Annotated in this window: 23 protein-coding genes; 16 read left to right on the forward strand and 7 right to left on the reverse strand. The window is 70.9% G+C overall.

Annotation, left to right across the window (positions count from 1 at the left end; all coding sequences use genetic code 11):
• Positions 1-73: 73 nt before the first annotated feature.
• Complete coding sequence (locus OHA84_RS28015) at positions 74-562, reverse strand: glutathione peroxidase (RefSeq protein ID WP_053676835.1); 489 nt, start codon at positions 560-562, stop codon at positions 74-76.
• A 209-nt stretch (positions 563-771) separates the two neighbouring features.
• Positions 772-1,614 carry a hypothetical protein gene (locus tag OHA84_RS28020; protein WP_266969215.1) on the reverse strand — a complete coding sequence of 281 codons (843 nt, stop codon included), beginning with the start codon at positions 1,612-1,614 and terminating at the stop codon, positions 772-774.
• Positions 1,615-1,870: 256 nt separating this feature from the next.
• Here OHA84_RS28020 and gcl point away from each other — a divergent pair, with 256 nt between their 5' ends.
• Positions 1,871-3,658 (forward strand): glyoxylate carboligase, encoded by a 1,788-nt coding sequence (gene gcl, locus OHA84_RS28025; protein ID WP_199826470.1) that lies wholly within the window; start codon positions 1,871-1,873, stop codon positions 3,656-3,658.
• A gap of 248 nt (positions 3,659-3,906) precedes the next feature.
• On the opposite strand, the gene OHA84_RS28030 is transcribed toward gcl, so the two are convergent.
• The gene (locus OHA84_RS28030) at positions 3,907-4,491 is read right to left on the reverse strand and encodes a TetR/AcrR family transcriptional regulator (RefSeq protein WP_053676778.1); all 585 of its coding nucleotides are present in this window, start codon (positions 4,489-4,491) and stop codon (positions 3,907-3,909) included.
• 230 nt (positions 4,492-4,721) lie between these two features.
• Here OHA84_RS28030 and OHA84_RS28035 point away from each other — a divergent pair, with 230 nt between their 5' ends.
• From OHA84_RS28035 to OHA84_RS28065, 7 genes are read left to right on the forward strand one after another with little or no spacing between them, the layout of a single operon-like run.
• On the forward strand, positions 4,722-5,789 hold the full coding sequence (locus tag OHA84_RS28035; protein ID WP_266969212.1) for an agmatine/peptidylarginine deiminase: 1,068 nt from the start codon (positions 4,722-4,724) through the stop codon (positions 5,787-5,789).
• Positions 5,786-6,859: a nitrilase-related carbon-nitrogen hydrolase gene (locus tag OHA84_RS28040; RefSeq protein WP_266969210.1), complete on the forward strand. Its 1,074-nt coding sequence runs from the start codon at positions 5,786-5,788 to the stop codon at positions 6,857-6,859. Before OHA84_RS28035 ends, OHA84_RS28040 begins: the two co-directional genes overlap by 4 nt.
• A 42-nt stretch (positions 6,860-6,901) precedes the next feature.
• Positions 6,902-8,530, forward strand: a complete 1,629-nt coding sequence (locus OHA84_RS28045; RefSeq protein ID WP_053676779.1) for an ABC transporter substrate-binding protein — start codon at positions 6,902-6,904, stop codon at positions 8,528-8,530.
• Positions 8,530-9,495: an ABC transporter permease gene (locus tag OHA84_RS28050; protein ID WP_053676837.1), complete on the forward strand. Its 966-nt coding sequence runs from the start codon at positions 8,530-8,532 to the stop codon at positions 9,493-9,495. The genes OHA84_RS28045 and OHA84_RS28050 overlap by 1 nt, the downstream gene beginning before the upstream one ends.
• Positions 9,492-10,355 (forward strand): ABC transporter permease, encoded by an 864-nt coding sequence (locus tag OHA84_RS28055; protein WP_266969207.1) that lies wholly within the window; start codon positions 9,492-9,494, stop codon positions 10,353-10,355. The genes OHA84_RS28050 and OHA84_RS28055 overlap by 4 nt, the downstream gene beginning before the upstream one ends.
• Positions 10,352-11,284, forward strand: a complete 933-nt coding sequence (locus OHA84_RS28060; RefSeq protein ID WP_266950470.1) for an ABC transporter ATP-binding protein — start codon at positions 10,352-10,354, stop codon at positions 11,282-11,284. Before OHA84_RS28055 ends, OHA84_RS28060 begins: the two co-directional genes overlap by 4 nt.
• Complete coding sequence (locus OHA84_RS28065; RefSeq protein WP_266969205.1) at positions 11,281-12,084, forward strand: ABC transporter ATP-binding protein; 804 nt, start codon at positions 11,281-11,283, stop codon at positions 12,082-12,084. The genes OHA84_RS28060 and OHA84_RS28065 overlap by 4 nt, the downstream gene beginning before the upstream one ends.
• A gap of 438 nt (positions 12,085-12,522) precedes the next feature.
• Here the strand turns inward: OHA84_RS28065 and OHA84_RS28070 are convergent, their stop codons facing one another.
• From OHA84_RS28070 to OHA84_RS28080, 3 genes are all read right to left on the reverse strand, one after another.
• Complete coding sequence (locus OHA84_RS28070) at positions 12,523-13,980, reverse strand: catalase (RefSeq protein WP_053676782.1); 1,458 nt, start codon at positions 13,978-13,980, stop codon at positions 12,523-12,525.
• Between the two features lie 219 nt (positions 13,981-14,199).
• Entirely contained in the window at positions 14,200-15,099 is a 900-nt protein-coding gene (locus tag OHA84_RS28075; RefSeq protein WP_266969203.1) for a 2-hydroxy-3-oxopropionate reductase, read from the reverse strand.
• A gap of 75 nt (positions 15,100-15,174) precedes the next feature.
• The gene (locus tag OHA84_RS28080; RefSeq protein ID WP_266950472.1) at positions 15,175-16,008 is read right to left on the reverse strand and encodes a TIM barrel protein; all 834 of its coding nucleotides are present in this window, start codon (positions 16,006-16,008) and stop codon (positions 15,175-15,177) included.
• A gap of 125 nt (positions 16,009-16,133) precedes the next feature.
• Here OHA84_RS28080 and OHA84_RS28085 point away from each other — a divergent pair, with 125 nt between their 5' ends.
• The 7 genes from OHA84_RS28085 (at position 16,134) to OHA84_RS28115 (ending at position 22,127) form a co-directional block, all read left to right on the forward strand.
• Complete coding sequence (locus OHA84_RS28085; RefSeq protein ID WP_078998622.1) at positions 16,134-16,385, forward strand: hypothetical protein; 252 nt, start codon at positions 16,134-16,136, stop codon at positions 16,383-16,385.
• Positions 16,382-16,765: a helix-turn-helix domain-containing protein gene (locus OHA84_RS28090; RefSeq protein WP_053676786.1), complete on the forward strand. Its 384-nt coding sequence runs from the start codon at positions 16,382-16,384 to the stop codon at positions 16,763-16,765. Before OHA84_RS28085 ends, OHA84_RS28090 begins: the two co-directional genes overlap by 4 nt.
• A gap of 153 nt (positions 16,766-16,918) precedes the next feature.
• Positions 16,919-17,425 (forward strand): 2-oxo-4-hydroxy-4-carboxy-5-ureidoimidazoline decarboxylase, encoded by a 507-nt coding sequence (gene uraD / locus OHA84_RS28095; protein ID WP_053676787.1) that lies wholly within the window; start codon positions 16,919-16,921, stop codon positions 17,423-17,425.
• 7 nt (positions 17,426-17,432) lie between these two features.
• Complete coding sequence (gene uraH / locus OHA84_RS28100) at positions 17,433-17,837, forward strand: hydroxyisourate hydrolase (RefSeq protein ID WP_053676788.1); 405 nt, start codon at positions 17,433-17,435, stop codon at positions 17,835-17,837.
• 5 nt (positions 17,838-17,842) lie between these two features.
• Entirely contained in the window at positions 17,843-18,766 is a 924-nt protein-coding gene (pucL, locus tag OHA84_RS28105; RefSeq protein ID WP_053676789.1) for a factor-independent urate hydroxylase, read from the forward strand.
• A gap of 190 nt (positions 18,767-18,956) precedes the next feature.
• Positions 18,957-20,360, forward strand: a complete 1,404-nt coding sequence (locus tag OHA84_RS28110) for an 8-oxoguanine deaminase (RefSeq protein WP_053676790.1) — start codon at positions 18,957-18,959, stop codon at positions 20,358-20,360.
• 372 nt (positions 20,361-20,732) lie between these two features.
• The gene (locus tag OHA84_RS28115; protein WP_078998624.1) at positions 20,733-22,127 is read left to right on the forward strand and encodes a nucleobase:cation symporter-2 family protein; all 1,395 of its coding nucleotides are present in this window, start codon (positions 20,733-20,735) and stop codon (positions 22,125-22,127) included.
• 159 nt (positions 22,128-22,286) lie between these two features.
• Here OHA84_RS28115 and OHA84_RS28120 read toward each other — a convergent pair whose 3' ends face one another.
• Complete coding sequence (locus tag OHA84_RS28120) at positions 22,287-23,342, reverse strand: Lrp/AsnC family transcriptional regulator (protein ID WP_266969201.1); 1,056 nt, start codon at positions 23,340-23,342, stop codon at positions 22,287-22,289.
• A 128-nt stretch (positions 23,343-23,470) separates the two neighbouring features.
• Between OHA84_RS28120 and OHA84_RS28125 the strand changes: the two genes are divergently transcribed.
• Positions 23,471-25,465 carry a hypothetical protein gene (locus tag OHA84_RS28125; RefSeq protein WP_266950475.1) on the forward strand — a complete coding sequence of 665 codons (1,995 nt, stop codon included), beginning with the start codon at positions 23,471-23,473 and terminating at the stop codon, positions 25,463-25,465.
• The last annotated feature ends 52 nt before the right edge of the window (positions 25,466-25,517 follow it).

The raw sequence follows: 25,517 nt of genomic DNA on the forward strand, positions 1-25,517 counted from the left end.
TGCTCCCGCCGGCGATACCCGCGCCCCCGCGCCCGGTCCTCACCGCCCGCGCCCCGCGCCCCGAGACGAGTGGCTACGCGGGCAGCTGTGCCTCGATCGCGGCGACGATCTCGGGGGACTCGGGCTCGGTGCGCGGCCGGAAGCGGCCGACGACCTCGCCGGCCGGGGAGATGAGGAACTTCTCGAAGTTCCACTGGATGTCCCCCGCCTCACCCTCGGCGTCCGGGGACTTCACCAGCTCCGCGTAGAGCGGGTGCCGGTTCTCGCCGTTGACCTCGGACTTCTCCAGCATGGGGAAGGTGACCCCGAAGCCGGTCGCGCAGAACGTCTGGATGTCGTCCGCGGTGCCGGGCTCCTGGCCGCCGAACTGGTTGCACGGTACGCCGATCACCGTGAACCCCTTCTTCTCGTACGCGAACTGCAGCCGGGCCAGACCCGAGTACTGCGGGGTGAGGCCGCACTGCGAGGCCGTGTTCACCAGCAGGATCGCCTTGCCCTTGTGCGCCGCGAGGCTGGTGGGCTCGTCGTCCAGGGTGGTCAGCGGAATGTCGTACAGGCTCATCGGGCTCTCCTCGGCGGGAAGGGCGGTCAAGGTCTCCGAGCCTAGTACCACGCCGCCGATCACCCTCTTCCCGGTCGTGTCGATCACCTGACCCGTGACCCGACGAGGGTCGCTCCCGCCCCGCCCCGCACCGCACCGTTCCCGCAACCGCAACCGCAACCGCAACCGCAGCCGCAGCCGCTCCCGCAGGCTCAGGCTCAGGCTCAGGCTCAGGCTCCCGAGGCGATCAACCGGTCCGCCGGATCGTTGACCGGCTGCGGGGTGCCCGTCAGGTCCATGACGAACAGCGGAATGCCCAGGTGGTCCGCGCGCTCGCGGGCCTGCGTCGTGTAGCCGGCGAGGGAGAAGTAGACGCTCGCCGCCGAGGCCGTGAGCCCGTTCAGCCACACGCACTCCACCGCCCGCAGTCCGGCCGGCACGGTCGTCGGGTCCACCTGCGCGATCACCCCGGGAGCCCGCAGGTCCACCGCCGCGGAGGGGATCGCAGAGCCGTCGGGTCGGGGTACGTCACGGAAGCCGAGCCAGCGCAGGTACAGGGCGGCCGTGACCACCGCGTCGCGACCCGTCCGGATGGTCACCGGCCGGAACGGCGCCCGATCCGCCGCCGCGGAATCCGTCGCCGTCGGCAGGTCCGTCGCCGCCGGGTGGTCCGCAGGTGTCGGGGAGTCCGCCGCCGGGGGGTGCTCCGCCGCCGCGGGTCCGCGCGCGTCGGTACGTACGTCGTCCCGCGCCCCTGATTCGCCGCGTTCCCCGGGGCCGGGGTCGGGCGCGTCGGGATCCACGGATTCCGGCGGATGGACCGCGATCAGGGCCACGGTCCCGCACGAGCCGCACCCCACCTCCGGGCGCGGCCACTCGCCCTCCCGCCCGCAGGCATCGCAGCGGACCGCCACCCAACCGTCCGACCAGGTGCGGCGGGTCAGCGGCACGGCCGGCGCCGCCAGGTTCAGCGGTGCCACGACCGGGCTCCCGCAGGCGCAGGGGAAGACCGGCGCGCTGTAGGCGTTCTCGCGCCGGCAGGTCGGACAGCGCACCGGTACCGCTTCCGCCATGAGACCGGACCCCCTTCGTCGCTGTGCGTGGGTCCATGGTCCACCACCGGCGACGGTCGGCGCGGGCGCGTCCTCGTTTTGCCGTCGCGTCATGGTCATTCGTACAAGTCACCGAGCGAGAAGCGGCTTTTGGTGGGTTCCGGGGTGCCGAAGCGCCTTGACGCGCCCCGGAGTGGCCGCTTAGCTTGTTCCGTATAGCAGAACAAAACTTCCGGATTACGGAAAAGCCTGACCGCCAGACCCGCAGGAGAACTCGATGCCTCGTATGACAGCCGCCGCCGCTGCAGTGGAGATCCTCAAGCGCGAGGGCGTTTCGCAAGCGTTCGGCGTGCCCGGCGCTGCGATCAACCCGTTCTACCGCGAGCTCAAGAACGTCGGTGGCATCAACCACACCCTCGCCCGGCACGTCGAGGGCGCCTCGCACATGGCCGAGGGCTACACCCGCACGACCCCGGGCAACATCGGTGTCTGCATCGGTACGTCCGGCCCCGCCGGCACCGACATGATCACCGGCCTCTACTCGGCCATCGCGGACTCGATCCCGATCCTGTGCATCACCGGTCAGGCCCCGGTCGCGAAGCTGCACAAGGAAGACTTCCAGGCCGTCGACATCGCCTCGATCGCCAAGCCCGTCACCAAGGCCGCGACCACGGTCCTGGAGGCCGCGCAGGTTCCCGGTGTCTTCCAGCAGGCCTTCTACCTCATGCGTTCCGGCCGTCCCGGCCCGGTCCTCATCGACCTGCCGATCGACGTCCAGCTGACCGAGATCGAGTTCGACCCCGACCTGTACGAGCCGCTGGTCGTGCACAAGCCGGCCGCGACCCGAAAGCAGGCCGAGAAGGCCATCCGCTTCCTGCTGGAGTCCGAGCGTCCGCTGATCGTCGCCGGTGGCGGCATCATCAACGCCGACGCCTCCGACCTGCTGGTCGAGTTCGCCGAGCTGACCGGTGTCCCGGTCATCTCCACCCTCATGGGCTGGGGCGTCATCCCCGACGACCACGAGCTGGCCGCCGGCATGGTGGGTGTGCAGACCTCGCACCGCTACGGCAACGCCACGTTCCTGGAGTCGGACTTCGTCCTGGGCATCGGCAACCGCTGGGCCAACCGTCACACCGGTTACAACCTGGACGCGTACCTCGGCGACCGCAAGTTCGTCCACGTCGACATCGAGCCCACCCAGATCGGCAAGATCTTCGCCCCCGACCTCGGCATCGCCTCCGACGCCAAGGCCGCGCTGGAGATCTTCATCGAGGTCGCCAAGGAGCTCAAGGCCGAGGGCAAGCTCCCCGACTTCAGTGCCTGGGTCGCCTCGCACCTGGAGCGCAAGGGCACGCTCCAGCGTCGTACGCACTTCGACAACATCCCCATGAAGCCGCAGCGCGTCTACGAGGAGATGAACAAGGCCTTCGGTCCGGAGACCCGCTACGTCACCACCATCGGTCTCTCCCAGATCGCCGGCGCGCAGATGCTGCACGTCTTCAAGCCGCGCCACTGGATCAACTGCGGCCAGGCCGGCCCGCTCGGCTGGACGATCCCGGCCGCGCTGGGTGTCGCCACCGCCGACCCGCAGACCCCCGTCGTCGCCCTCTCCGGCGACTACGACTTCCAGTTCATGCTGGAGGAGCTGGCGGTCGGTGCGCAGCACAAGATCCCGTACGTCCACGTCCTGGTGAACAACGCCTACCTGGGTCTGATCCGTCAGGCGCAGGGCGGCCTGGGCATCAACTTCGAGGTCAACCTCGAATTCGAGAACATCAACGCCCCCGAGCTGGGTGTCTACGGCGTCGACCACGTCAAGGTCGTCGAGGGCCTCGGCTGCAAGGCGATCCGGGTCACCGACCCGAACGAGCTGGGTGCCGCCCTGGAGGAGGCCAAGAAGCTCGCCGCCGAGTACAGCGTCCCGGTGGTCGTCGAGGCCATCCTGGAGCGTGTCACCAACATCTCGATGAGCAAGACGGTCGACATGAGCGACGTCACCGAGTTCGAGGAGCTCGCGACCGAGCCGGGCCACGCCCCGACCGCGATCCGCCCGCTGACCGTCTGAGCGGAAGCGGCGGGTCGTGCTCGCCACGACCCCGACGGCCCCCGTCCCTCCTGCCGGAGGGGCGGGGGCCGTTTCGCGTTCCGTCGCCGGGTCGTTCCGACGCCCGGTCGTCCGGGTGGCCGGGGCCCCCGGGGCCGTCCGGGTCGTCCGGGCCGCCGGGGTGGGCCGGTGGCTCCCCGAACGACCCGGCGCGGCGCGTCACTTCCCGGCGCGTCACTTCCCGGCACGTCACTTGCCGGCGCGGCGCGTCACTTCCCGGGGTGCGGGCCCAGTTCCGCGTCCAGCGCGCCCGCGATCAGGTCGCGGGCGCGGTCCAGGGTCAGCGAACCGCTGAGCCAGCGCTCGCTCAACCCCTCCACCAGCGCGGTCAGCCGCTCGGCGACGTCCAGCGGGATGGCCTTGGGGTCGGCGAGGCCCGCCACCTGGGCATCCATGATCGAATCGGCGGTGTCCCGGTTCCAGGTGCGGGTGGAGTCCGCCAGCGTCTCGCGCAGGTCGGTGTCGAAGATCGCGCTGGCCCGCAGCTCACCCCAGGCGATGCTGTTCTCGCGGACCCGGGTGGTGTCCTGGAGTTCGCTCAGCAGCAGCTGGAGCAGTACGCCCCGGGCGTCCTCGGAGTCGTCGAGCGCCTCGTCGGTGTAGCCGGTGGCGCGGTCGCTGATGAAGGCGAGGGTCCGCTGGATCAAGCCGGCCCGGTCCTTGAAATGGTAATAGATCAGCGCCGTGGACACCCCGGCCTCGGACGCCAGCTCCTCGACGCGCAGTCCCCTGACGCCGTTGCGGGCGATCACGCGTACGGCTGCTTCCAAGATCAACGATTGGCGATCGGCCACTCTTGTTCGCACCTTTCGGTCCCTACCTCTTGACTGACCTTTCAGTCAGGTCCCACGATAGCTCCCACCGGGGTTGCTGACTGGATTTTCAGTCACTGTTCACCTGACTGAAATTTCAGTCAGGATGCATGGGGATGATCGACGGGCCGACCGAAGCGCCGCATACCCGCCCCATTCCCCCGACAGAAGCCGCCCCGCCCAGCCCCACCCGCACCAAAGGAGCTCTCACCATGAGTCCGCTGAGTCCGCTGAGTCCGCCGAGCCCGACGTACCCGCCGAGCCCGACGTACCCGCGCATGCCCGCCGAGTGGGCCGAGCACGAGGCCTGCCTGATGGCGTGGCCCACCCGGCCCGCCCTGTGGGGACCGGCCTTCGAGGCGGCGCGGAGCGAGTACGCGACAGTGGCCCGTGCCATCGCCGACTTCGAGCCGGTCATCATGATCGCCGCGGCCGACTCGGTGGACGAGGCCCGTGCCGTCTTCGGCGACGATCCCGGCATCGAGGTGATCGAGCTGCCGATCGACGATTCCTGGCTGCGCGACTCCGGCCCGATCTTCGCCTATGACGAGCAGGGCGACCGGGTGGGCGTCGACTTCCGCTTCAACGCCTGGGGCGAGAAGCACTACCCCTGGACCGCCGACGACAAGCTCGCCTCGCTCCTCCTGGACCGCCTCGGCATCCCGCGCGCGCACTCCTCGATGATCCTCGAAGGCGGTGCCGTCACCGTCGACGGCGAGGGCACTCTGATCACCACCGAGCAGTGCCTGTTGCACCCGAACCGCAACCCGCGCATGAGCCGCGCCGAGATCGAGGACGAGATCAAGCGCCGGCTCGGCGTCGAGAAGATCATCTGGCTGCCGTACGGCGGCCTGGAGGACACCGAGACCGACGGGCACGTCGACGGCGTCGCCGCCTTCGTCGCCCCCGGCACCGTGGTCCTCTCCCTGCCCGAGGACCCCGCCCACCCCGACCACGCCCGGATGCGCGCCAACCTCGCCGTCCTGGAGGCCTCCACCGACGCCCGTGGTCGGGCCCTGCGGGTCGTCGCGGTCCCGCAGACCACCCACGGAGAGGTCGAGGGGCATCCGGTCGAGGTCTGTTACCTCAACTTCTACCTCGCCAACGGCGGCTGTGTGGTGCCGGTGGGCGGTACCCCCGAGGACGAGGCCGCCCTCGCCGTCCTCGCCGAGGCCCTGCCCGGCCGCAAGGTGGTCGGGGTCCCCGCGCCCGTCCTCGCGTTCGGCGGCGGCGGCATCCACTGCATCACCCAGCAGCTCCCGAAGGACCTGAACGCATGAGCACCGACACCCCCCGCACCCCCACCGCCGCGCGCCGGCCCGCGGCCTCCCCTTCCACTGCATCCGCCCCCACCGCCGCGCACGCCACCGCCGCGCGCCGGCGCACCGACTCGACCCCCGCCCCCACCGGGTACGAACTCCTCGTCAGCGACGGCTCCCCGCTCGGGTCCCCGGCCCGGACGGAGTCCGCCGAGCGCGTCCCGCTGCGCGTCGGCCTCGTGCAGATGCGCTGGTACGCGGACGAGGACGAGCACGACGCGCGCCTGCGCGAGGGCGTGCGCATCGCCGCGGCCGAGGGCGCCAAGGTCGTCTGCCTGCCCGAACTCACCCGCAGCCCGTACTTCTGCAACACCGACGACCCCATGGCTGACGGCGCCGCCCGCCACCTCGAAGACCTGGAGGGCGGCCCCACCGTCGCCCTGGCCGCCGAACTCGCCGGGGAGCTCGGCATCACGGTGCACGCCTCCCTGTACGAGCGCGCCGAGGACGGCGGGCTCGGCTACAACACGGCGGTCTGCGTGGACGCGGCCGGCAAGCTCGTCGCCCGCACCCGCAAGAACCACATCCCCGCCTTCCCCGGCTACCGCGAGGACCTCTGCTTCCGCCCCGGGGACAGCGGCTTCCCGGTGGCCTTCCTCGAAGGGGCCCACTTCGGCTTCCCGACCTGCTGGGACGAGTGGTTCCCGGAACTCGCGCGCGCCTACGGCCTGCACGGGGCCGAGATCCTCGTCCACCCGACCGCCATCGGCTCCGAAGTGGATCTCCCCGACTTCGACACCCGGCCGATGTGGGAGCACGCGATCAGCGCCAACGGCCTCGCCAACGCACTCTTCATGATCGTTCCCAACCGGGTCGGCACCGAGGGCCGCTCCACCTTCTACGGGTCCTCCTTCATCTCCGACCCCTACGGCCGTGTCATGCTGCGTGCCCCCCGCGACCGGCCCGCCGTCCTCGTCGCCGACCTCGACCTCGACCAGCGCCGCGACTGGCTCGACTTCGGACTGATGCAGACCCGCCGCCCCGAGCTGTACGGCCGGCTCACCGAGCCCCTCGACGCGCAGGCCCGCTGACCAGCAGGTCCTCCCAGCGCCAAACTCCGCCAAGGAGCGTGCATGCCGATCCCCTCACGGCACCGCCTGGCCGGTTCCGCCGCCGCGGTCCTCGCCCTGATCCTCACGGGCGCGGGCTGCGCGGCCCCGGCCGGCGATGCCGACACCACCGGAATACACCTCTCCACCGCCACACCCGCCGCTCGCGGCGACATCGACGGGTTCACCTGGGCGCTGTACGCCGAACCGCCCGTGCTCGACTACCTCTACGCCTTCGACTACCCGCAGAACACCGTCCTCGCCAACGTCTGCGAGTCCCTGATGCGCTGGACGCCCCAGCTCACCGTGGAACCCGGCCTCGCCGAGAAGGCGTCCAACCCCGACCCCACCACCTGGGTCTACGACCTCCGCCCGAACGTGCGCTTCCACTCCGGCGCCACCCTCACCGCCGACGACGCGGTGGCCAGCCTGAACCGGCACCTCGACCCCGAACTCGGCTCGTACTGGGTCGAGGACTTCAAGAACGTAGCCTCCGTCGAGAAGACCGGCCCGCTCCAGGTCACCGTGCACCTCAAGACCCCCGACGCGCTCTTCCCGCAGGCCATGGCGAACTCCGCCGGGACGGTCGCCAACGCCGCCACCATGCGCGCGCAGGGCCGCAGGTTCGGCACCGCCGACGGCGGCCTCGACTGCACCGGCCCCTTCACACTGGGCAAGTGGGAACAGGGTGCCTCGCTGCGCCTGGACCGCTTCGACGGCTACCGGGGCAAGCGGGCCAAGGCCGGCCACGTCGACTTCGTCTTCCTGCCCGACTCCGCCGCCCGCACCAACGCCCTGCTCACCGGCGAGGTGGACGGCTCCTTCGCCGTGCCCCCGGAGTCCCTCTCCCGCTTCCGCGCGGCCGACAACGGCACCGTCCACCAGGGCCAGAGCCTCACCACCGTCAACCTCGCCGTGTCCGACCTCGGCGGCACCCTCTCCGACGTACGGGTGCGCCGCGCCCTGATGCTCGCCCTCGACCGCGAGGGCTTCGCCAAGGGCGCGATGCGCGGCGCCGCCACCCCCACCAACTCCCTGGTGGTCAAGGACATCTGGCGCGGGATGCCCGAGGAACCCGTCGCCCGGGAACTGGCCGCGCTGCCCCCCGTCAAACGGGACCTGACCGAGGCGAAACGCCTCGTCGACGAGGCCGGCGCGCGCGGGAAGAAGGTGACCGTCGCCTCCAGCCCGCTCGGTCCGGACGTCGCCCTGCTCGCCACCGCCGTCCAGGACGCGGGCCGCCGCATCGGCCTCGACATGGAGATCCGCACCGTCGCACCCGACGCCTTCACCGCGCTGTTCTCCGACCCCGAGGCGCGCAAGGGACTCGACCTCTTCCCCTTCACCTACTACCTGTCGCTCAGCGACCCGCTGGCCATGTACAGCAACTTCCGCACCGGCCAGTTCGAGAACTACGCCGGCTACAGCTCACCCGAGTACGACGCCCTCGTCGACCGGGCGACGGCCGAGTACGACCCCGCCCGACGCGGGGTGCTGACCGCCCGGCTCGCCAGGATGGCCGCCGACGCGGCCCTGTGCCTGCCGGTGGCGGAGTACCCCGGTCCGATGTTCCTCAACAAGAGGATCACCGGCGCGCCGACCGGCATCTCGTACATGTACGCCCCCTGGGCGGCCGAAGTGGGGGCCCCGTGATGCCGAGACCCGATCTCGTCCGCTTCCTGCTGCGCAGGATCGGCGAGCTGCTCGCCACCCTCCTCGTCGCCTCGTTCCTCGTGCACGCCTCCATCCGCCTCGCCCCGGGCAGTCCCGAGACCTTCCTGCTCGGCGGTCGCGGCGCGAGCCCCCAGGCACTGGAGGCGATCCGCTCCCACTACCACCTCGACGACCCGTTCCTCGTCCAGTACGGGAAGTGGCTCGGCGGCGTCGTCACGGGAGACCTGGGCACCTCCGTCCAGTACCGCTCCGACGTCGTCGACCTGGTCGCCTCCCGCATGCCCGTCACCCTCGCCCTGATCGGGATGTCGGCCCTCCTCGTCATCGCGGGCGGACTGCTGCTCGGCCTGTTGGGCGCCGTGCGCGGGCGCCGCACCGACCAGGCCGTCCTGATCACCACCTCGGTCGCCGTCGCCACCCCGTCCTTCATCGCCGCGATCCTGCTCCTGTCACTGTTCTCGGTCCGGCTCGGCTGGTTCCCCGTACTCGGCAGCGGAGACGGCTTCCTCGACACCCTCCACCACCTCGTCCTGCCCGCCGTGGCCCTGGCCCTGCCCTTCGTCGGGGTGCTCGCCCGTGTCACCAGGGCCTCCCTGCTGGAGCAGTTCGCGCAGGACCACGTCACCGTCGCCCGCAGCCGCGGCGTGCCGGAGCGCACCGTCGTACGCCGCCACGTACTGCGCGGAGCGCTGGGCACCGTCGTCACCCAGGCCGGTCTGGCCCTCTCCGGGCTGATGGTCTGCACGATCCTCGTGGAGTCCGCCTTCGGCCTCGGCGGGCTCGGCGAGTTCCTCGCGAAGTCCGTGACCGTCAAGGACTTCCCCGTCGTCCAGGCGATCTCCCTGCTGACCATCGCGCTGTTCGTGCTGGTCAACCTCGCCGTCGACCTCGTCCACCCGCTCATCGACCCCCGGGTCCGGCTCGGCACCAGGAGCTCCGAATGACCGCACTCCTGCTCCGGCCCGCGGCCGCGCGGACCAAGGCCCGCAAGGCCGCCGGCGGTGCCTGGCTCCACCGGATCTGCCTCGGCTTCGCCGTCCTCGTCGTGCTGGTCGCGTTGGTCGCCCCCTGGCTGGCGCCGCACGACCCGAACGCCGTCGACTTCGGGGCCTCGCTCGCCAACCCCACGCCCCACCTGCCGCTCGGCGGCGACATCAGCGGCCGCGACACCCTCTCCCGTCTCATCGTCGGCGCCCGCACCTCACTCCTCGGCCCGCTCGGCGTCGTCGTCCTGTCGACCCTCCTCGGGGTGGTCATCGGCGTCACCGCCGCCTGGCGCGGCGGCTGGGTCGACGCCCTGCTCTCCCGGACCAGTGAACTGCTGCTCGCCTTTCCCGGGCTGCTCCTCGCCATGCTGCTCGTCTCGCTGTACGGGCGCGGGCTGATCGCCCCGATGGTCGCGTTGTCCCTCGCGTACACGCCGTTCGTCAGCCGGCTCGCCCGCAGCCTCGCGCTGTCCGAGGTCGGCAAGCCGTACCTCGCGGCGTACCGGGTGCAGGGCTTCTCCGGGGCGTGGATCTGTGTACGCCACCTCGTGCCGAACATCGCGCCCGTCGTCCTCGCCCAGTCCACCGTCAACTTCGGCTACGCCCTCCTCGACCTGGCCGCCCTGTCCTTCCTCGGCCTCGGCGTGCCACCCCTCACCCCCGACTGGGGAGCCATGATCAACGACGGCCAGTCCGCCATCCTCGACGGGGCGCCGCTCTCCGCGCTCGCCCCCTGCCTCGCGGTGATCCTCACCGTCGTCGCCTTCAACGTCGTCGGCGAGCGCTTCGCCGACCGGGTCTCGGGGCGCGCCGCATGAGCCCCGTACTCGAAGTGGAACGGCTCCACCTGACGCTGCCCGGCTTCCCGCGCCCCGTGCTCGCCGGAGTCGACCTGACCGTCGAAGCCGGCGAGACCGTCGCCCTCGTCGGCGAGTCCGGCTCCGGCAAGTCCCTCACCTCCCGCTCCGCGCTCGGGCTGCTGCCGCCCGGCGCGGAGGTCTCGGGATCGGTGCGGGTCGCCGGCCGGGACGTGCTGACGATGGCCCCCGCCGCGCTCCGCGAACTCCGCTCCCACACCGCCTCGATGATCTTCCAGGACCCGCGCGCGGCAATGAATCCGCTGCGTCGCCTCGGCGACTTCCTCACCGAGGGGCTGCGGCACGCGGGCGTCGAGGTCCCCGACGGACGGCTCGCCGAACTCCTCGACGCGGTGGGCCTGCCCGACCGGGTCCTGCGCCAGTACCCCCACGAACTGTCCGGCGGCATGCTCCAACGCGTCATGATCGCCTCCGCGCTGCTGCCCGGACCCCGGCTGCTGCTCGCCGACGAACCCACCACAGCCCTCGACACCACCACCCAGGCCGAGACCATCGCCCTCCTCGCCCGGCTGCGGGAACGCGAGGGCTGCGGGCTCCTGTTCGTCACCCACGACCTGGAACTCGCCGCCGCGATCAGCGACCGGGTCCACGTCATGTACGCGGGCCGCATCGTGGAGACCGGCCCCGCCGCCGCCCTCTTCGAACACCCCCGGCACCCCTACACGAGGGCGCTCCTCGCGGCGACCCCCCGCCTCGACGCGCCCCCCGGACCCCTCGCCTCGATCGCCGGCCGGCCGCCGGACCTGCGCACGACCGTCACCGGCTGCGCCTTCGCCCCGCGCTGCGCCCGCGCCACGGATCTGTGCGCCGCCGAGGTCCCGACCCCGCGCTCCGGCGTGGCCTGTCACCACGCGGAGGTGCTCTCGTGAGTGCGGTACTGGAAGTCCGCGGCCTGGGTCGCGCCTACGGCGCCGTGCGCGCCGTCGACGACGTCTCCTTCCGCGTCCCGGCGGGCTGCTCGCTCGGCATCGTCGGCGAGTCCGGTTCGGGCAAGACCACCACGGCCCGGATCGTGACCGGCCTGGAGCCGGCCGACGCGGGCGAGGTCCTCGTACGGGGCCGGCTGCGGGCCCCGTCGGTGCGCGGCCGGGCCGCCCGACTGCACCGGGCCCGCGAGGTACAACTGGTCTTCCAGGACCCGCTGCTGTCGCTGGACCCCCGGGTCCCGGCGGGCGAGGCGGTGCGCGAGACCCTGCGGCTGCACTTCCCCGACCGCGATCCCCGGCCCCGGGTCGCGGAACTCATGGAACAGGTGGGCCTCGGCGACCGGGAGGCGGCGGCCCGACCGCGCGAGCTGTCGGGCGGCCAACGTCAGCGGGTCGCCATCGCGCGGGCCCTCGCGGTGGAGCCGGCGGTGCTGGTGCTGGACGAGGCGGTGGCGGCCCTGGACGTCTCCGTGCAGGCGCAGATACTGAACCTGCTCGCGGAGATCCGCGCCCGCACGGACATCGCGTACCTGTTCATCACCCACGACCTGGGCGTCGTAAGGGCGGTGACCGACTCGCTGGTCGTCATGCGGTCCGGCCGGATCGTCGAACAGGGCGCGACGGCCACGCTGCTGTCCGCCCCCGAGCACGCGTACACCCGGCTGCTGCTGGATTCCGTGCCCCGCCCCGGCTGGGACCCGGCCGCCATCGCGGCCCGACGGCGGCCGGCCGCGGGCCACTGAGCGTCCGCCCCGGTCGCCGGGGGGCGGTCGGGGCGGTGACGCACCCCGCGCACGACAAAGCGCCGGGTCACGGGACCGTCCGTGACCCGGCGCTTCGGTTGTGACCGCCCGACGGTGCGAGGCTGGCGCGACAGGACGTTCGCACCGCCGGGCGGAGTGTTGGGGGAGGGTGTTCCTCCTCGGGTACAGGGGACTCTGTGCATGGCCCCTGTACGGAAGGAAGAGGCTGGGACCGCGGCGGGCGGCGACGAGAACTCCGGCACCGTCTCCCTCAGGTCGAGAGACGGGCCTCGGAACCCATTACCACCGCACTGGCTCGCACGCCCGCCACGGTCCTCGTCCTGCCCCCACCGCGTACCACCCCTCATCCGGGTCCGCGGTGCGGGCTCAGCACCCGGGACCTGACCTCCCGTCAGGCCCCCGGTACAGTTGAGCGGCTCAGGCGTCGCGCAGGGCGCGGACGGCCTCCTCGACGCGCTTGCCGTAGTCGGCGTCCGCGGCGTGGAAGTGAGCCAGGTTCTTCTCGATGACGTCCTCGATGGTGACCTGGGACAGGCCGCCGGCGATGTTCGCCACCAGACGCTGCTTCTCGGCCTCCGACATCAGGCGGTAGAGCTCACCGGCCTGGAAGAAGTCGTCGTCCTTGGTGTGGGCCGGGGCCTCGTGGGTGCCCGTGTAGCCGGAGACGGCCTTCGGGGCGCCGAGCGCCAGACCGGTCTCGGCCGGGCCCCGGTACGAGTTGGGCTCGTAGTTCTTGTCGTGGCGCGAGCCGTTGCGCAGCGCCATGACGCCGTCGCGGCCGTAGTTGTCGGCCGTGGTCGCCTTCGGGGCGTTGACCGGCAGCAGGGTGTGGTTGACACCGAGGCGGTAGCGCTGGGCGTCGGCGTACGCGAAGAGACGGCCCTGGAGCATCTTGTCCGGCGAGGCGGTGATGCCCGGGACGAAGTTGTTCGGGGAGAACGCGGACTGCTCGACCTCGGCGAAGACGTTGTCCGGGTTGCGGTCGAGGACCAGACGGCCCACGCGCTGCAGCGGGTAGTCGCTGTGCGGCCACACCTTGGTGAGGTCGAACGGGTTGAAGCGGTAGTCCGCGGCCTCGGAGGCCGGCATGACCTGGACGTAGAGGGTCCAGCTCGGGTTCACGCCGCGCTCGATCGCCTGGAGCAGGTCGGTCTGGTGCGAGTTCGCGTCCTTGCCGACGAGCTCGGCGGCCTGGTCGCCGGAGAGGCTGCGGACGCCCTGGTTCGTCTTGAAGTGGTACTTGACGAAGAAGGCCTCGCCCTGGGCGTTGGTCCACTGGTAGGTGTGGGAGCCGTAGCCGTTCATGTGGCGGTAGGACGCGGGGATGCCGCGGTCACCCATCAGCCAGGTGATCTGGTGCGTGGCCTCGGGGGCGTGCGCCCAGAAGTCCCAGACGTTGTCCGGCTCCTGCTTGCCCGTGAAGGGGTCGCGCTTCTGCGAGTGGATGAAGTCGGGGAACTTGATCGGGTCCTTGATGAAGAACACCGGGGTGTTGTTGCCGACGAGGTCGTAGTTGCCCTCTTCGGTGTAGAACTTCAGCGCGAAGCCGCGCGGGTCGCGGACGGCGTCCGCGCCACCGAGGGAGTCCGCGACGGTGGAGAACCGCAGGAAGGTCTCGGTCTTCTTGCCGACCGTGTTCAGGAACGCGGCGCTGGTGTAGGCGGTGACGTCGTCGGTCACCTCGAAGTGGCCGTACGCGGCCGAGCCGCGGGCGTGCACCACACGCTCCGGGATGCGCTCCCGGTTGAAGCGGGCGAGCTTCTCAAGGAGCTGCTGGTCCTGGACCAGGAGCGGGCCACCGACGCCGGCGGTGGCGGAGTTCTGGTTGTCGGCGACCGGGGCGCCGGACTCGGTCGTCAGCGTGCGCTTCGACATGGTGACCTTCCGTACGGGAAACTGCTGACGGAATGCATCTTCCGTCATGCGGAACAGCCTAATTTCGGCGTGAACTCGACGTCAACAGTTTGTTGAAAGAAAGAGTGTGGAGAGGAAATCCGGACGGTGCCGGCGCTTGGGCGCGACAGGACAGGTGTCAGCACCGGCACCATCCGGAAACTCAGGTCCCCCTGGGGGGAAGGGCGTTCGGATCCGTGATCAGATCTGCGCGCCGGAGAGGCGCTCGACCGCGCGGAGCAGGGCGGAGTGGTCCAGGCCACCGTCACCCTGGGCGCGCAGCGAGGCGACGAGCTGGGCGACGACCGCGCCGACCGGGAGGGCCGCACCCACATTGCGGGCGGCGTCGGTGACGATGCCCATGTCCTTGTGGTGCAGGTCGATCCGGAAGCCGGGCTTGAAGTCGCGGTTCAGGAAGTTGTCCTTCTTGCGCGTCAGCACCGTGGAGCCGGCCAGACCGCCGTTGAGAACGTCCAGGGCGGCGGTGAGGTTCACGCCGGACTTCTCCAGGAAGACGACGGCCTCGGCGCACGCCTGGATGTTCACCGCGACGATGAGCTGGTTGGCGGCCTTCACCGTCTGGCCGGAGCCGTGCGGGCCGCACAGGACGATGGTCTTGCCGAGGGCCTCCAGGACCGGCAGGGCCTCGTCGAAGTCGGCCTGCTCGCCACCCACCATGATCGACAGCACGGCCTCGATGGCGCCGGCCTCGCCGCCGGACACCGGGGCGTCGATGACGCGGATGCCCTTCTCGGCGGCGTTCTTGGCGAGGTCGATCGAGGTCTGCGGGGTGATCGACGACATGTCGATGATCAGCGCGCCGGACTTCGCGTTCTTCAGGATGCCGTTCTCGCCGTAGGCGATGGCCTCGACCTGCGGGGAGGCGGGCACCATCGTGATGACGACGTCGGCGTCCTTGACGGCCTCGGCGATCGAGCCGGCCGCGGTGCCGCCGGCGGCGGCGAGGCGGTCCAGCTTGTCCTGCTCCAGGGTGAAGCCGGTGACCGAGTAGCCGGCCTTCAGGAGGTTCTCGGCCATGGGGGAGCCCATGATGCCGAGACCGACCCAGGCGATCGACGGGAGGGCAGCGGGGTTGCTCATGATGAGGGTCCTTCTCTTAATGCTTTGTACGAAAAGTGCGTGAGGTGCCTGGCTGATCGCCCGGACTTGGTCCGCCTACTTCGCGGCGCGGGCCTCGGCCGGCAGCCACGCGAAGGAGGCGGCGGCGTCGGCGGCCTTGTACTCCAGGCCTACGTAGCCCTCGTATCCGGCCTTCCTCAGCTGGTCGAGCAGCTCCTCCAGGGGCAGCTCGCCGGTGCCGGGGGCACCGCGTCCGGGCTTGTCCGCGATCTGGACGTGCCCGGTCTTGGCGGCGTACTTTTCGATGACCTCGGAGAGGTCCTCATCGTTCATCGCCAGGTGGTACAGGTCGAGGAGGAACTTGGCGTTGCCGAGGCCGGTGGCCTCGTTCACCTTGTCCACCACCTCGATGCCGGCCGGCGCGCTCACCAGGGGGTAGAGCGGCGACTCGGGCTTGTTGAGGGTCTCGATCAGGAGGATCGCGCCCACGCGGTCCGCGGCCCGGGCGGCCACGACCAGGTTCTCCAGGGCGAGCTCGTCCTGGACGGCCGGGTCGACGCCTTCCACGCGGTTTCCGTAGAGGGCGTTCAGCGCCTTGCAGCCGACCGAGGCCGCGAAGTCGGCGGCCACGTTGATGTTGGCGTTGAAGCGCTCCGACTCCTCACCGGGGACCGAGACCGCGCCGCGGTCGGGACCCGGCAATTGGCCGGCGTAGAAGTTCAGGCCCACCAACCGGGTGCCGGCGTCCTCAAGAGCCTTCTTGAGGGCGTCGAGCTCCGCCTGGGCGGGAGTGGGGGTCTCGATCCAGGGCCACCACAGCTCGACCGCGGTGAAGCCCGCCGCGGCGGCGGCCGCGGGACGCTCCAGAAGCGGGAGTTCCGTGTAGAGGATCGAAAGGTTTACATCGAAGCGCTGGTCCGTGTATCCCATGAGGGGTGTGCGCTCCTTCCGTATTGCGGAAGTTGTTTTCTGCTTGATGGAAGACTGCATCGAGGTTCGCGTGGCTGTCAAGTGCGGACTGCCGAAACCTGCGGAGCGCGGGGTAGCTTGACCGCGTGCGATTGAGAGTGGAATTCACGACCGAGCCCTTCGATCTCGAAGAGGCCCCCGCCCATGCCGTGGCCGCTCGCGAGGTCATCCAGAAGGCGCGGCTCGACGCGGTGGACGTCGGCCCCTTCGGCAACACCGCCGAGGGCGGGTCCGAAGAGGTGCTCACCGCCGTTTCCGCGCTCCTGCGCGATGCGCTGGAGGCCGGAGCCACGCGCGTCTCGCTCCAGGTGAACGTGATCCGGGAGGAGACCCCGTGACCGAGCCCCGCGACCACCCGTTCGTCACCGCGGTCAAGCCGCTGGTCGACGCCATCGGCGGCGAGCTGATGGATCCCTCCCTGGCGCAGCCCGACGACGTCGTGCTCACCTGGGAGGGTCAGGACCTGCTGGCCGTGCGCCTGCCCCAGCTGTCCGACTCGCTGGACCACATCCTGGCCGCGCTGGAGCGACGCCACGGCGTGCCCCTGGCCCGGCTCGACCGGAAGTCCAAGCAGGACGTGGTGCGCATATTGGAGGCGCGTGGCGCCTTCTCCGTGCGGCACGGGGTGGAAACGGTCGCGGGCGCCCTGGGGGTAAGCCGCTTCACGGTCTACAACTACCTGAACAGGGAAAACCCGAACAAGAACAGCCAGGAGTGAACGGCGTCTGACGCACGGTGACGAGCCGCCGCCCGATTCACCCGGGCGGTGGCTTTTGTGTACGCGAAGTTTCAACAAAGTGTTGACGCGGTGTTGTCGAGGGCGTTAGCTATGCGCAGCCCGTCAAGCAACAACAGGCCACGGAGGCCTACCGTGACTTCGAGTCCGACCCCGGGTCTCACCCGGTTCAACGCCTTGGACGACAGCGCGGCCACGGCCGAACTGCACGAGGTCTGCGCCAGCTCGGCGTGGGGGAGCAAGCTGCTCGCCCAGCGCCCCTTCACCACCGCCGACGCCCTGTTCTCGGCCAACGAGTCCGCCATGGCGGAGCTCACCGCCGAGGACCTGGCCGAGGCGATGGGGGGCCACGCGCCGATCGGCCGGCCGAAGCCGGGAGACCCGACCTCCGCCCGCGAGCAGCGTGGCATGGCCGGTGCCTCGGAGGACCTCAAGAACGAGCTCCTCGAACTGAACCTGGCGTACCAGGAGAAGTTCGGCCACGTCTTCCTCATCTGCGCCACCGGTGCGACCGGTGAGTTCATGCGGGACGCGGTCAGGATCCGGATCGACAACTCGCCGGAAGCGGAGCGGGAAATCGCCCGCGGCGAGCTCGTCAAGATCAACCGGATCCGCCTGACCCGCCTCGCAGAAGGAGAGTGAGCACGCCATGAGCACCGAGACCACCGCGTCGGTGTCCACGCACATCCTGGACACCAGCATCGGCAAGCCCGCCGAGGGCGTCGCCATCTCCCTGTCGGCCCGTACGGGTCCGGGCGGCGAGTGGGCGGCCCTGGGCGGCTCCGCCACCGATGCGGACGGGCGTTGCAAGGACCTGCCGGCCCTGCCGGAGGGCACCACACACGTGCGTCTCGACTTCGAGACCGAGACGTACTTCCTGAACAAGCACAGTTCGAAGAAGCAAGCCGAGGCGCAGCAGGACGCCCCCCGCGTAAGGGACAGCGGTGCGTTCTTCCCGGAGGTCACCATCACCTTTGCGGTGAACCCGGGCGAGCATTACCACGTACCGCTGCTGCTCAACCCGTTCGGCTACTCCGTTTACCGAGGGAGCTAGCAGACATGCCCACGATTCTCGGCCAGAATCAGTACGGGAAAGCAGAGAACCGCGTAGTCAAGATCACGCGGGACGGCGACACCCACCACATCAAGGACCTCAACGTCTCGGTCGCCCTCTCCGGCGACATGGACGACGTCCACTACTCCGGCTCGAACGCCAACGTCCTGCCGACGGACACCACCAAGAACACGGTGTACGCGTTCGCCAAGGAGTACGGCATCGAGTCCGCCGAGCAGTTCGGCATCCACCTGGCGCGTTGGTTCGTCAACAGCCAGGAGCCGATCCAGCGCGCGCGCATCCGGATCGAGGAGTACTCCTGGTCCCGGATCGCCACCTCCGACGCCAACTCCAAGTTCATCGGGTCGGACGAGGTCAACCACTCGTTCGTCCGTGAGGGCATGGAGACCCGCGTCACCCAGATCACGTACGACGGCACCAACTGGGAGGTCATCTCCGGCCTCAAGGACCTCGTCGTCATGAACTCCACGAACTCCGAGTTCTGGGGTTACGTGAAGGACAAGTACACGACCCTGAAGGAGGCCTACGACCGCATCCTGGCCACCCAGGTGTCGGCTCGCTGGCGCTTCAACTGGTCGGACGACGAGCAGCGGATGCCCAACTGGGAGAAGTCCTACGCCGAGACCCGCAAGCACATGCTTCAGGCCTTCGCGGAGACCTACTCCCTGTCGCTCCAGCAGACCCTGTACCAGATGGGTTCGCGCATCATCAACCACCGTTCGGAGATCGACGAGGTCCGCTTCTCGCTCCCGAACAAGCACCACTTCCTCGTCGACCTGGAGCCCTTCGGCCTCAAGAACGACAACGAGGTCTACTTCGCCGCGGACCGCCCCTACGGTCTGATCGAGGCGACGGTCCTCCGCGACGGCGTTGACGCCCGTATCCCCGTGGACATGACCAACCTCTGACGAGCACGCGCGTCCCGGGGCTCCGCAGTGGCCCCGGGATCGGCGCGACACTCTTCAACTTCCTTAATCGGCACCCGGACGCAACACACGGGGCGGCAGTACTGTCAGCTGTCAAGGCCCCCGGCTCCGGCACTCAAATCCCCTGGGTTTTGCCGTGCCCGTACCGCCACTGAAAGCACGAGGAAGTCCCATGGCAGCATCGGCAGCCCAGGACAGCGCCGTCGAGCGCATCGTCATCGAGAACTGTGCCATCGCGACCGTTGACGCGAACGACACCGAGTACGCCTCGGGTCACGTGGTCGTCGCCGGCAACAAGATCGAGTCGATCGGTGCGGGCAAAGCCCCCGAGAACCTCGCCAACGTGGTCCGCCGCATCGACGGCACGGGTCACCTCGTCACCCCGGGTCTGGTCAACACGCACCACCACTTCTACCAGTGGATCACCCGTGGTCTGGCCACCGACCACAACCTCTTCAACTGGCTCGTCGCCCTGTACCCGACGTGGGCGCGCATCGACGAGCAGATGACGTACACGGCCGCCCAGGGCTCCCTGGCGATGATGGCCAAGGGCGGCGTCACCACCGCCATGGACCACCACTACGTCTTCCCCAAGGGCTCCGGCGACCTCTCCGGCTCGATCATCCGCGCCGCGTCCGAGATGGGCGTCCGCTTCACCCTGGCCCGCGGATCGATGGACCGCAGCGTCAAGGACGGCGGCCTGCCGCCGGACCACGCCGTCGAGACCCTCGAAGGCGCGCTCGCCGACACCGAGGCGACCGTCAAGAAGCACCACGACCACTCCTTCGACGCGATGACCCAGGTCGCCGTCGCCCCGTGCTCCCCCTTCTCGGTCTCCACCGAGCTGCTGAAGCAGGGCGCCGAGCTGGCCCGCCGGCTGAACGTGCGCCTGCACACGCACGGCTCGGAGACCGTCGAGGAGGAGCAGTTCTGCAAGGAACTGTTCGGCATGGGCCCGACCGACTACTTCGAGTCGACCGGCTGGCTCGGCGAGGACGTGTGGATGGCGCACAGCGTCCACATGAACGACTCCGACATCGCCGCGTTCGCCCGCACCAAGACCGGTGTGGCGCACTGCCCGTCCTCCAACGCCCGTCTGGCCGCCGGCATCGCCCGCGTGCCCGACATGCTGGCCGCCGGCGTACCGGTCGGCCTCGGCGTGGACGGCACCGCCTCCAACGAGTCCGGTGAGCTGCACACCGAGCTGCGCAACGCGCTGCTCATCAACCGCCTGAACCCCGTCCACCGCGAGCGCGCACTGAACGCGCGCCAGGCCCTGCGCCTGGGTACGTACGGCGGCGCCCAGGTCCTCGGCCGCGCCGACAACATCGGTTCGCTGGAGGTGGGCAAGCTCGCCGACCTGGTGATGTGGAACGTCAGCACGCTGGCGCACTCCTCCATCGCCGACCCGGTCACCGCGCTCGTCTTCGGCGCGGCCGCACCGGTCACCCTCTCGCTGGTCAACGGCAAGCAGATCGTCGAGAACAACCGACTGCTCTTCGCCGACGAGGACGCGATCGCCGTGTCCACGCGGGAAGAGGCCCAGCGCCTCGCGCGGCTCTCCGCGCAGGCCTGATCCCCCGGAGTCCGGTCGGGGGGGACGGCCCTCGACCGGCGGCCGCGGACCCGAGCGGGGTCCGCGGCAGCCGTTCCCGGGAAGCGCCCGAGGTCAACACCGAGGGCGCCCCCGGGGGCGGTGACTCGTGACACTCTCACGGCGCGCACCACCATCGGCACGCCACCGCGTCACGCCACGGCCCGCGGGCTCCCACGCACCGCGGCATTCCGTGGGAACGACTCGGGCGAATCGTTTCCGCACCCCGTGCGTCCCTCACACCCCCTCGGGACGGCACCTCCACAACTTCACAACGGCTCGACTAGCACCGCTTTCGCACCACCTCCCAGACACCCACGTCCCTGCCGACGTGTTACCCGACCGGAGGAAGCCGTGGCCGCAACGCCCAGGTTTCGCAAAGATGCAGTCGCAGTACCGGAGGAGACGCACCCGGTCGACGAGACCCTGCCTCCGCTGAAAATGTTCACGAGCGGTCTCCAACACGTGGCCGCCATGTACGCGGGTGTCGTCGCCCCGCCCATGATCGTCGGACCCGCCGTCGGTCTCTCCGCCACCGAGACGGCCTTCCTGATGGGCGCCTCGCTCTTCACCGCCGGCCTCGCCACCCTGCTCCAGACCCTCGGGTTCTGGAAGATCGGCGCCAAACTCCCCTTCGTCAACGGCGTCTCCTTCGCCGGTGTCACCCCGATGATCGCCATCGGCAAGGGGGAGGGGGTCGACGCCATCCCCGTCATCTTCGGTGCGATCATCGTCGCCGGACTCCTCGGCTTCCTGGCCGCCCCCTACTTCGGGAAGCTCGTCCGCTTCTTCCCACCCGTCGTCACCGGCACGGTCATCACCCTGATCGGCGTCTCACTGCTCCCGGTGGCGTTCAACTGGTCGCAGGGCGGCAACAGCACCGCCTCCGACTACGGATCGATGCAGAACATCGGCATGGCCGCCCTCACCCTGGCGATCGTGCTGGTCATGCGGAAGTTCCTGCGGGGCTTCCTCCAGCAGATATCCATCCTGCTCGGCCTGGTCGTGGGCACCCTCATCGCGATCCCGCTGCACATGACGAACTTCGACGCCATCCGCGACGCGGACATCGTCGGCTTCCCCACCCCGTTCCACTTCGGCGCCCCGCAGTTCCAGGTCGCGGCCATCATCTCCATGTGCATCGTGATGCTGGTCTGCATGACCGAGTCCACCGCCGACATCCTGGCCCTCGGCAAGATCGTGGGCCGTCCGGCGGACGCGAAGACCATCGAGGGCGGCCTGCGCGCCGACACCCTCGGCAGCGCCGTCAGCCCGCTGTTCAACGGCTTCATGTGCAGTGCCTTCGCCCAGAACATCGGACTCGTCGCGATGACCAAGGTGCGCAGCCGGTTCGTCGTCGCGGCCGGCGGCGGCATCCTGATCCTGCTCGGCCTGTGTCCGGTGGCGGCCTCCGTGATCGGCGTGGTGCCGCTGCCCGTGCTCGGCGGCGCCGGCATCGTCCTCTTCGGCTCGGTCGCCGCCAGCGGCATCCAGACCCTGGCGGGCGCCGCCATGGAGAAGGGCGAGAACGCCCTGATCGTGGCCGCCTCGGTCGGCATCGGCCTGATACCGATCGCCGCCCCCGGCTTCTACCACGCCTTCCCGAAGGACCTGTTGGTCGTCCTCGACTCCGGCATCAGCACCGGCTGCGTCGTGGCGATCCTGCTCAACCTGGCCTTCAACCACCTCGGCGCCAAGAAGAAGGACGAGGCCGCACAGGCCACGTCGGAACCGGCGTTCGTGCACTGAGGCCGGACCCCCGGCCGGCGCGCGGCGGTGAGTACGCCACCCACTGCGGGTGTGGCGTACGCACCGCCGCGCGCCCGTGCTCCCCCACGGGTCCGCGTCCGGCGGCGCGGCCCACTCCCCGGGACCGCCCCGGACCGACCGCCCGTACCCCCGCCGGCATCAGGCCGCGCGCGTCGGCTCCGTCCAGATGTCCGGGAGCACCGTGCGCACGCGTCGCCCCTCCTGGTCCAACTCCTGCGCCTCCGACTTGCGCACGTGGAGCGCCACCGCCGAGTCGGTGACCCGCATCGCCGGCAACCGGCGCGAGAGGTCCGAGGTGTAGTGGGCCAGCTCCGCGATCGTGCGCAGCCGCGCACTGATCATGAAGTTCCAGGGCCCGCTGACGGACATGCAGGTCCGGGTCTCGCGTAACCCGATCGCCGCCGCCGCGCAGTCGGCCACCTCGTGCTCGGGCACCTCCGCCCACAAGGTCGCCGACACCGGCCAGCCCGAGACCCCCGAGGCCATCGCGCAGCTGTAGCGCAGGCCCTGCCCCGCCTCCAGCCGGCCCAGCCGGCGACGCACCGTGGACTCGCTCATGCCGGTCTCCCGCGCCAGCGAGGCCACGCTGCGTCGCGCGTCCGAAGCCAGCGCCAGCACCAACGGCCGGTCCTCCTCGGTCATGCTCGACGGCGCCGGGCCGGCGAGGGCCGCCGACGACGTGGAGCGGCGGGTCCGCCCGGTCAGCTGATCGATCTGGAGGGGGGACAGTTGATCCAGGCGCCACCGGTCGGGGGCGCTGTGCACCGCCGTCACCATCGACGACCGGGTCGCGCCCACCCCGGGGATCCGCTGGACGCGGAACGACAGGTAGCGGTACAGCGTGTGCAGGTTCGGGACGGCCACGAACGCCAACAGGTCACGGGCGCCCGTGGTGTGCTGCACGCCGAGCGTGTGCGGGTCCCCGACCAGCGCCGCGCCGACCGCCGGGGCGGTGCCGGCGGCGCAGGTCACCTCCACCCAGGCCATGCAGGGCGACTGGTTGCCCGTACGCAGCCCCAGCCCCGATATCCAGGCCTCACCGGCCCCCGTCATGCGCTCCCAGCGGCGGGCCAGCGTGTCGGGGCGGGCGCCGAGCACCGGCCCCAACCGCTCCCAGCTCGCCCGGGGCGCGAGCTGGAGTGCGTGGACGAGCGCCCGGTCGGTGTCGTCCACGGCGGAAATGGCCGCGTGCATACCTTCCCCCTGGTGGTTCTCCCGGTCGCGGGTCGGAAGACCGGACTTTCCGCAGATCATCTCTCTTTGTGCACCGAACCGATGAATCCGACGGTGGTGCGCGAGTACAGGACGTCGCGGGAGGACGCGTGGGTGACCCCGAAGCGTGCGCGCGCCGCACCGTGCCCGCGGAGCTGTCCGATGTCGTCGGCCGGGACCGGGAGACGGCCGCCACCGCCGAACTGCTCGCCGCCGGACGGCTGGTGACCCTCACCGGACCCGCCGGCATCGGCAAGACCCGGCTCGCCGTGCGCACCGTACGCGCCCTGACCGCCGCCGACGGCGCCGACACCGTGTGGGTGGAGCTGTCCACGCTCCCCGAATCCCGTTGGGCGGTGATGGAACACGAACTGGTCCACGGGCTCGACGGCCGTGAGGTGCTTCTGGTGCTCGACGGCTGCGAACAACTGGGGGACAAGGCCGCACGGGTGGTCGCGGACCTGATGGCCTGGCTGCCCCGGGCCCGCATCCTGGCGACCTCCCAACGACGGCTCGACCTGCCGGGCGAAGCCGAGCTCGCCGTCCCGCCGCTGTCCCTGCCCGCCGAACCCCGGGACCCCGCCGCGCGGCAACCGGCCACCGCGATCGTCGGCTCCGCCGCGGTGCGGCTCTACGAGGAACGCGCACGCGGCGCCGACCCCTTCTTCGAGCTCACCGACGCCAACGCCGCCGCCGTCGCCGCCCTGTGCCGAGCCCTCGACGGCATCCCCGGAGCACTGGAACTCGCCGCCGGGCGCGCGCACCGGTACCCGCCCCTGGAAGCCCTGCGCCGCCTGACCGCCGACCCGCTGACCTTCCTCGCCGGCGGCGCCGGTCGCGCCACCCGCGTCGACGCCGAGCGCACCCACCGACTCGCCTCCCCGGCCGAACGCCTCCTGTGGGAACGGCTCTCCGTCTTCGCCGGCCCCTTCGACGCGGCCGCCGTCGCCGACGTGTGCGGGTTCGGGGAACTCACCCCGGACACGGCCGTGGAAGCCCTGGCCCGACTGGCCCCCGCCCTGCTCGCGGACGAGGAGCGCCCCGGCCGGCACCGACTGCCCCTGTCCGTACGCGCCCACGCGGCCATGCGTCTGGCCCGCCGGCCCGGAGACGACGGGACCACCGTCGCCCTGCGCCACCAGGAGCGGTGTCGCTCGCTCGCGGAACGCGCCGCGCGACTGTGGCGGGGTGGCGCGCAGAGCGAGGCGCGCGCCCTGGCCCTGGCCGAACTCCCCGAACTGCGCGCCGCGATGAACCCGCTCGCCGTCGGTTCGGGCGCCGCCCTGGAACTGGCCGTCACCCTGTGGTTCCTCTGGTCGGCCTGCGGGCTCCCGGCGGAGGGCCGGTGCCACCTGGAGCGCGCCCTCGCCCTGCACCCGCGGCCCCGGCCGGCCCGCGCCCTGTGGCTGACCGCCTGGCTGACGGCGATCCTCGACGGGACGGACGGTACGGACCCGCTGCTGGTGGAGGCGTGGAGTGCCGCCGTGCGCGAAGGAGACGACGCCTGCCTGGCGCGGCTCGCGCACGTTCGCGGCACGATCGCGCTCTGGGAACGCCGCCACGAGAGCGCTGTCGCCGAGTACCGGGAGGCGCTGGAACTGCTGCCCGCCGGGACCGGGTCCGGCCCCGGCCCCGGTCGGGAGGTGTTCCGGGCCGCCCTCGCACTGGCCCTCGCGCACGTGGACCCGCTCGCCGAACCGTCGACGGAGCCGCTCGTCGATCCGCTCGCCGATCCGCCCGGCGGGCGTCGCGACCCGTGGGCCCGTTCCTGGGCGAGCCACGCCTCGGCCGTGCGCCTGGCCCGCCAGGGGCGTACCGATGCGGCTCGTACCGAGGTGCTGCGCGCGCTGGAGACACAGTCGGCCCTGGGCGACCGGACCGGCCGCGCATTCTCGGCGGAGCTGTTGGCCGAGTTGGAGGCGGGCCAGGGCCGGTACGCGCGATCCGCCCGGCTCCTCGGTTCGGTCTCCGGGGCCCGCCCGGCGGCCGCCCGCCCGCCGCGCGCCCTGGACGTCCTGGGGGACCGGATGCCCGAGGAGGAACGCCGGGCGGCGTACGCGGAGGGCGCACGGATCGGACCGCGAGCGCTGCTGCCTGAATTCTGAGCCCCCGTTCCCGCTGCCGCGCTCCTTGCCGAACGCCATCGGTGAACGGACT

It is taken from the genome of Streptomyces sp. NBC_00513 (assembly GCF_041431415.1).
Lineage (GTDB): Bacteria > Actinomycetota > Actinomycetes > Streptomycetales > Streptomycetaceae > Streptomyces.

What these genes read in the sequence shown, in the direction of transcription:
- OHA84_RS28015 (WP_053676835.1), bottom strand. Translation starts at nt 562, where the DNA reads ATGAGCCTGTACGACATTCCGCTGACCACCCTGGACGACGAGCCCACC.
- OHA84_RS28020 (WP_266969215.1), bottom strand. Translation starts at nt 1,614, where the DNA reads ATGGCGGAAGCGGTACCGGTGCGCTGTCCGACCTGCCGGCGCGAGAAC.
- gcl (WP_199826470.1), top strand. Translation starts at nt 1,871, where the DNA reads ATGCCTCGTATGACAGCCGCCGCCGCTGCAGTGGAGATCCTCAAGCGC.
- OHA84_RS28035 (WP_266969212.1), top strand. Translation starts at nt 4,722, where the DNA reads ATGAGTCCGCTGAGTCCGCTGAGTCCGCCGAGCCCGACGTACCCGCCG.
- OHA84_RS28040 (WP_266969210.1), top strand. Translation starts at nt 5,786, where the DNA reads ATGAGCACCGACACCCCCCGCACCCCCACCGCCGCGCGCCGGCCCGCG.
- OHA84_RS28045 (WP_053676779.1), top strand. Translation starts at nt 6,902, where the DNA reads ATGCCGATCCCCTCACGGCACCGCCTGGCCGGTTCCGCCGCCGCGGTC.
- OHA84_RS28050 (WP_053676837.1), top strand. Translation starts at nt 8,530, where the DNA reads ATGCCGAGACCCGATCTCGTCCGCTTCCTGCTGCGCAGGATCGGCGAG.
- OHA84_RS28055 (WP_266969207.1), top strand. Translation starts at nt 9,492, where the DNA reads ATGACCGCACTCCTGCTCCGGCCCGCGGCCGCGCGGACCAAGGCCCGC.
- OHA84_RS28060 (WP_266950470.1), top strand. Translation starts at nt 10,352, where the DNA reads ATGAGCCCCGTACTCGAAGTGGAACGGCTCCACCTGACGCTGCCCGGC.
- OHA84_RS28070 (WP_053676782.1), bottom strand. Translation starts at nt 13,980, where the DNA reads ATGTCGAAGCGCACGCTGACGACCGAGTCCGGCGCCCCGGTCGCCGAC.
- OHA84_RS28075 (WP_266969203.1), bottom strand. Translation starts at nt 15,099, where the DNA reads ATGAGCAACCCCGCTGCCCTCCCGTCGATCGCCTGGGTCGGTCTCGGC.
- OHA84_RS28080 (WP_266950472.1), bottom strand. Translation starts at nt 16,008, where the DNA reads ATGGGATACACGGACCAGCGCTTCGATGTAAACCTTTCGATCCTCTAC.
- uraH (WP_053676788.1), top strand. Translation starts at nt 17,433, where the DNA reads ATGAGCACCGAGACCACCGCGTCGGTGTCCACGCACATCCTGGACACC.
- pucL (WP_053676789.1), top strand. Translation starts at nt 17,843, where the DNA reads ATGCCCACGATTCTCGGCCAGAATCAGTACGGGAAAGCAGAGAACCGC.
- OHA84_RS28110 (WP_053676790.1), top strand. Translation starts at nt 18,957, where the DNA reads ATGGCAGCATCGGCAGCCCAGGACAGCGCCGTCGAGCGCATCGTCATC.
- OHA84_RS28120 (WP_266969201.1), bottom strand. Translation starts at nt 23,342, where the DNA reads ATGCACGCGGCCATTTCCGCCGTGGACGACACCGACCGGGCGCTCGTC.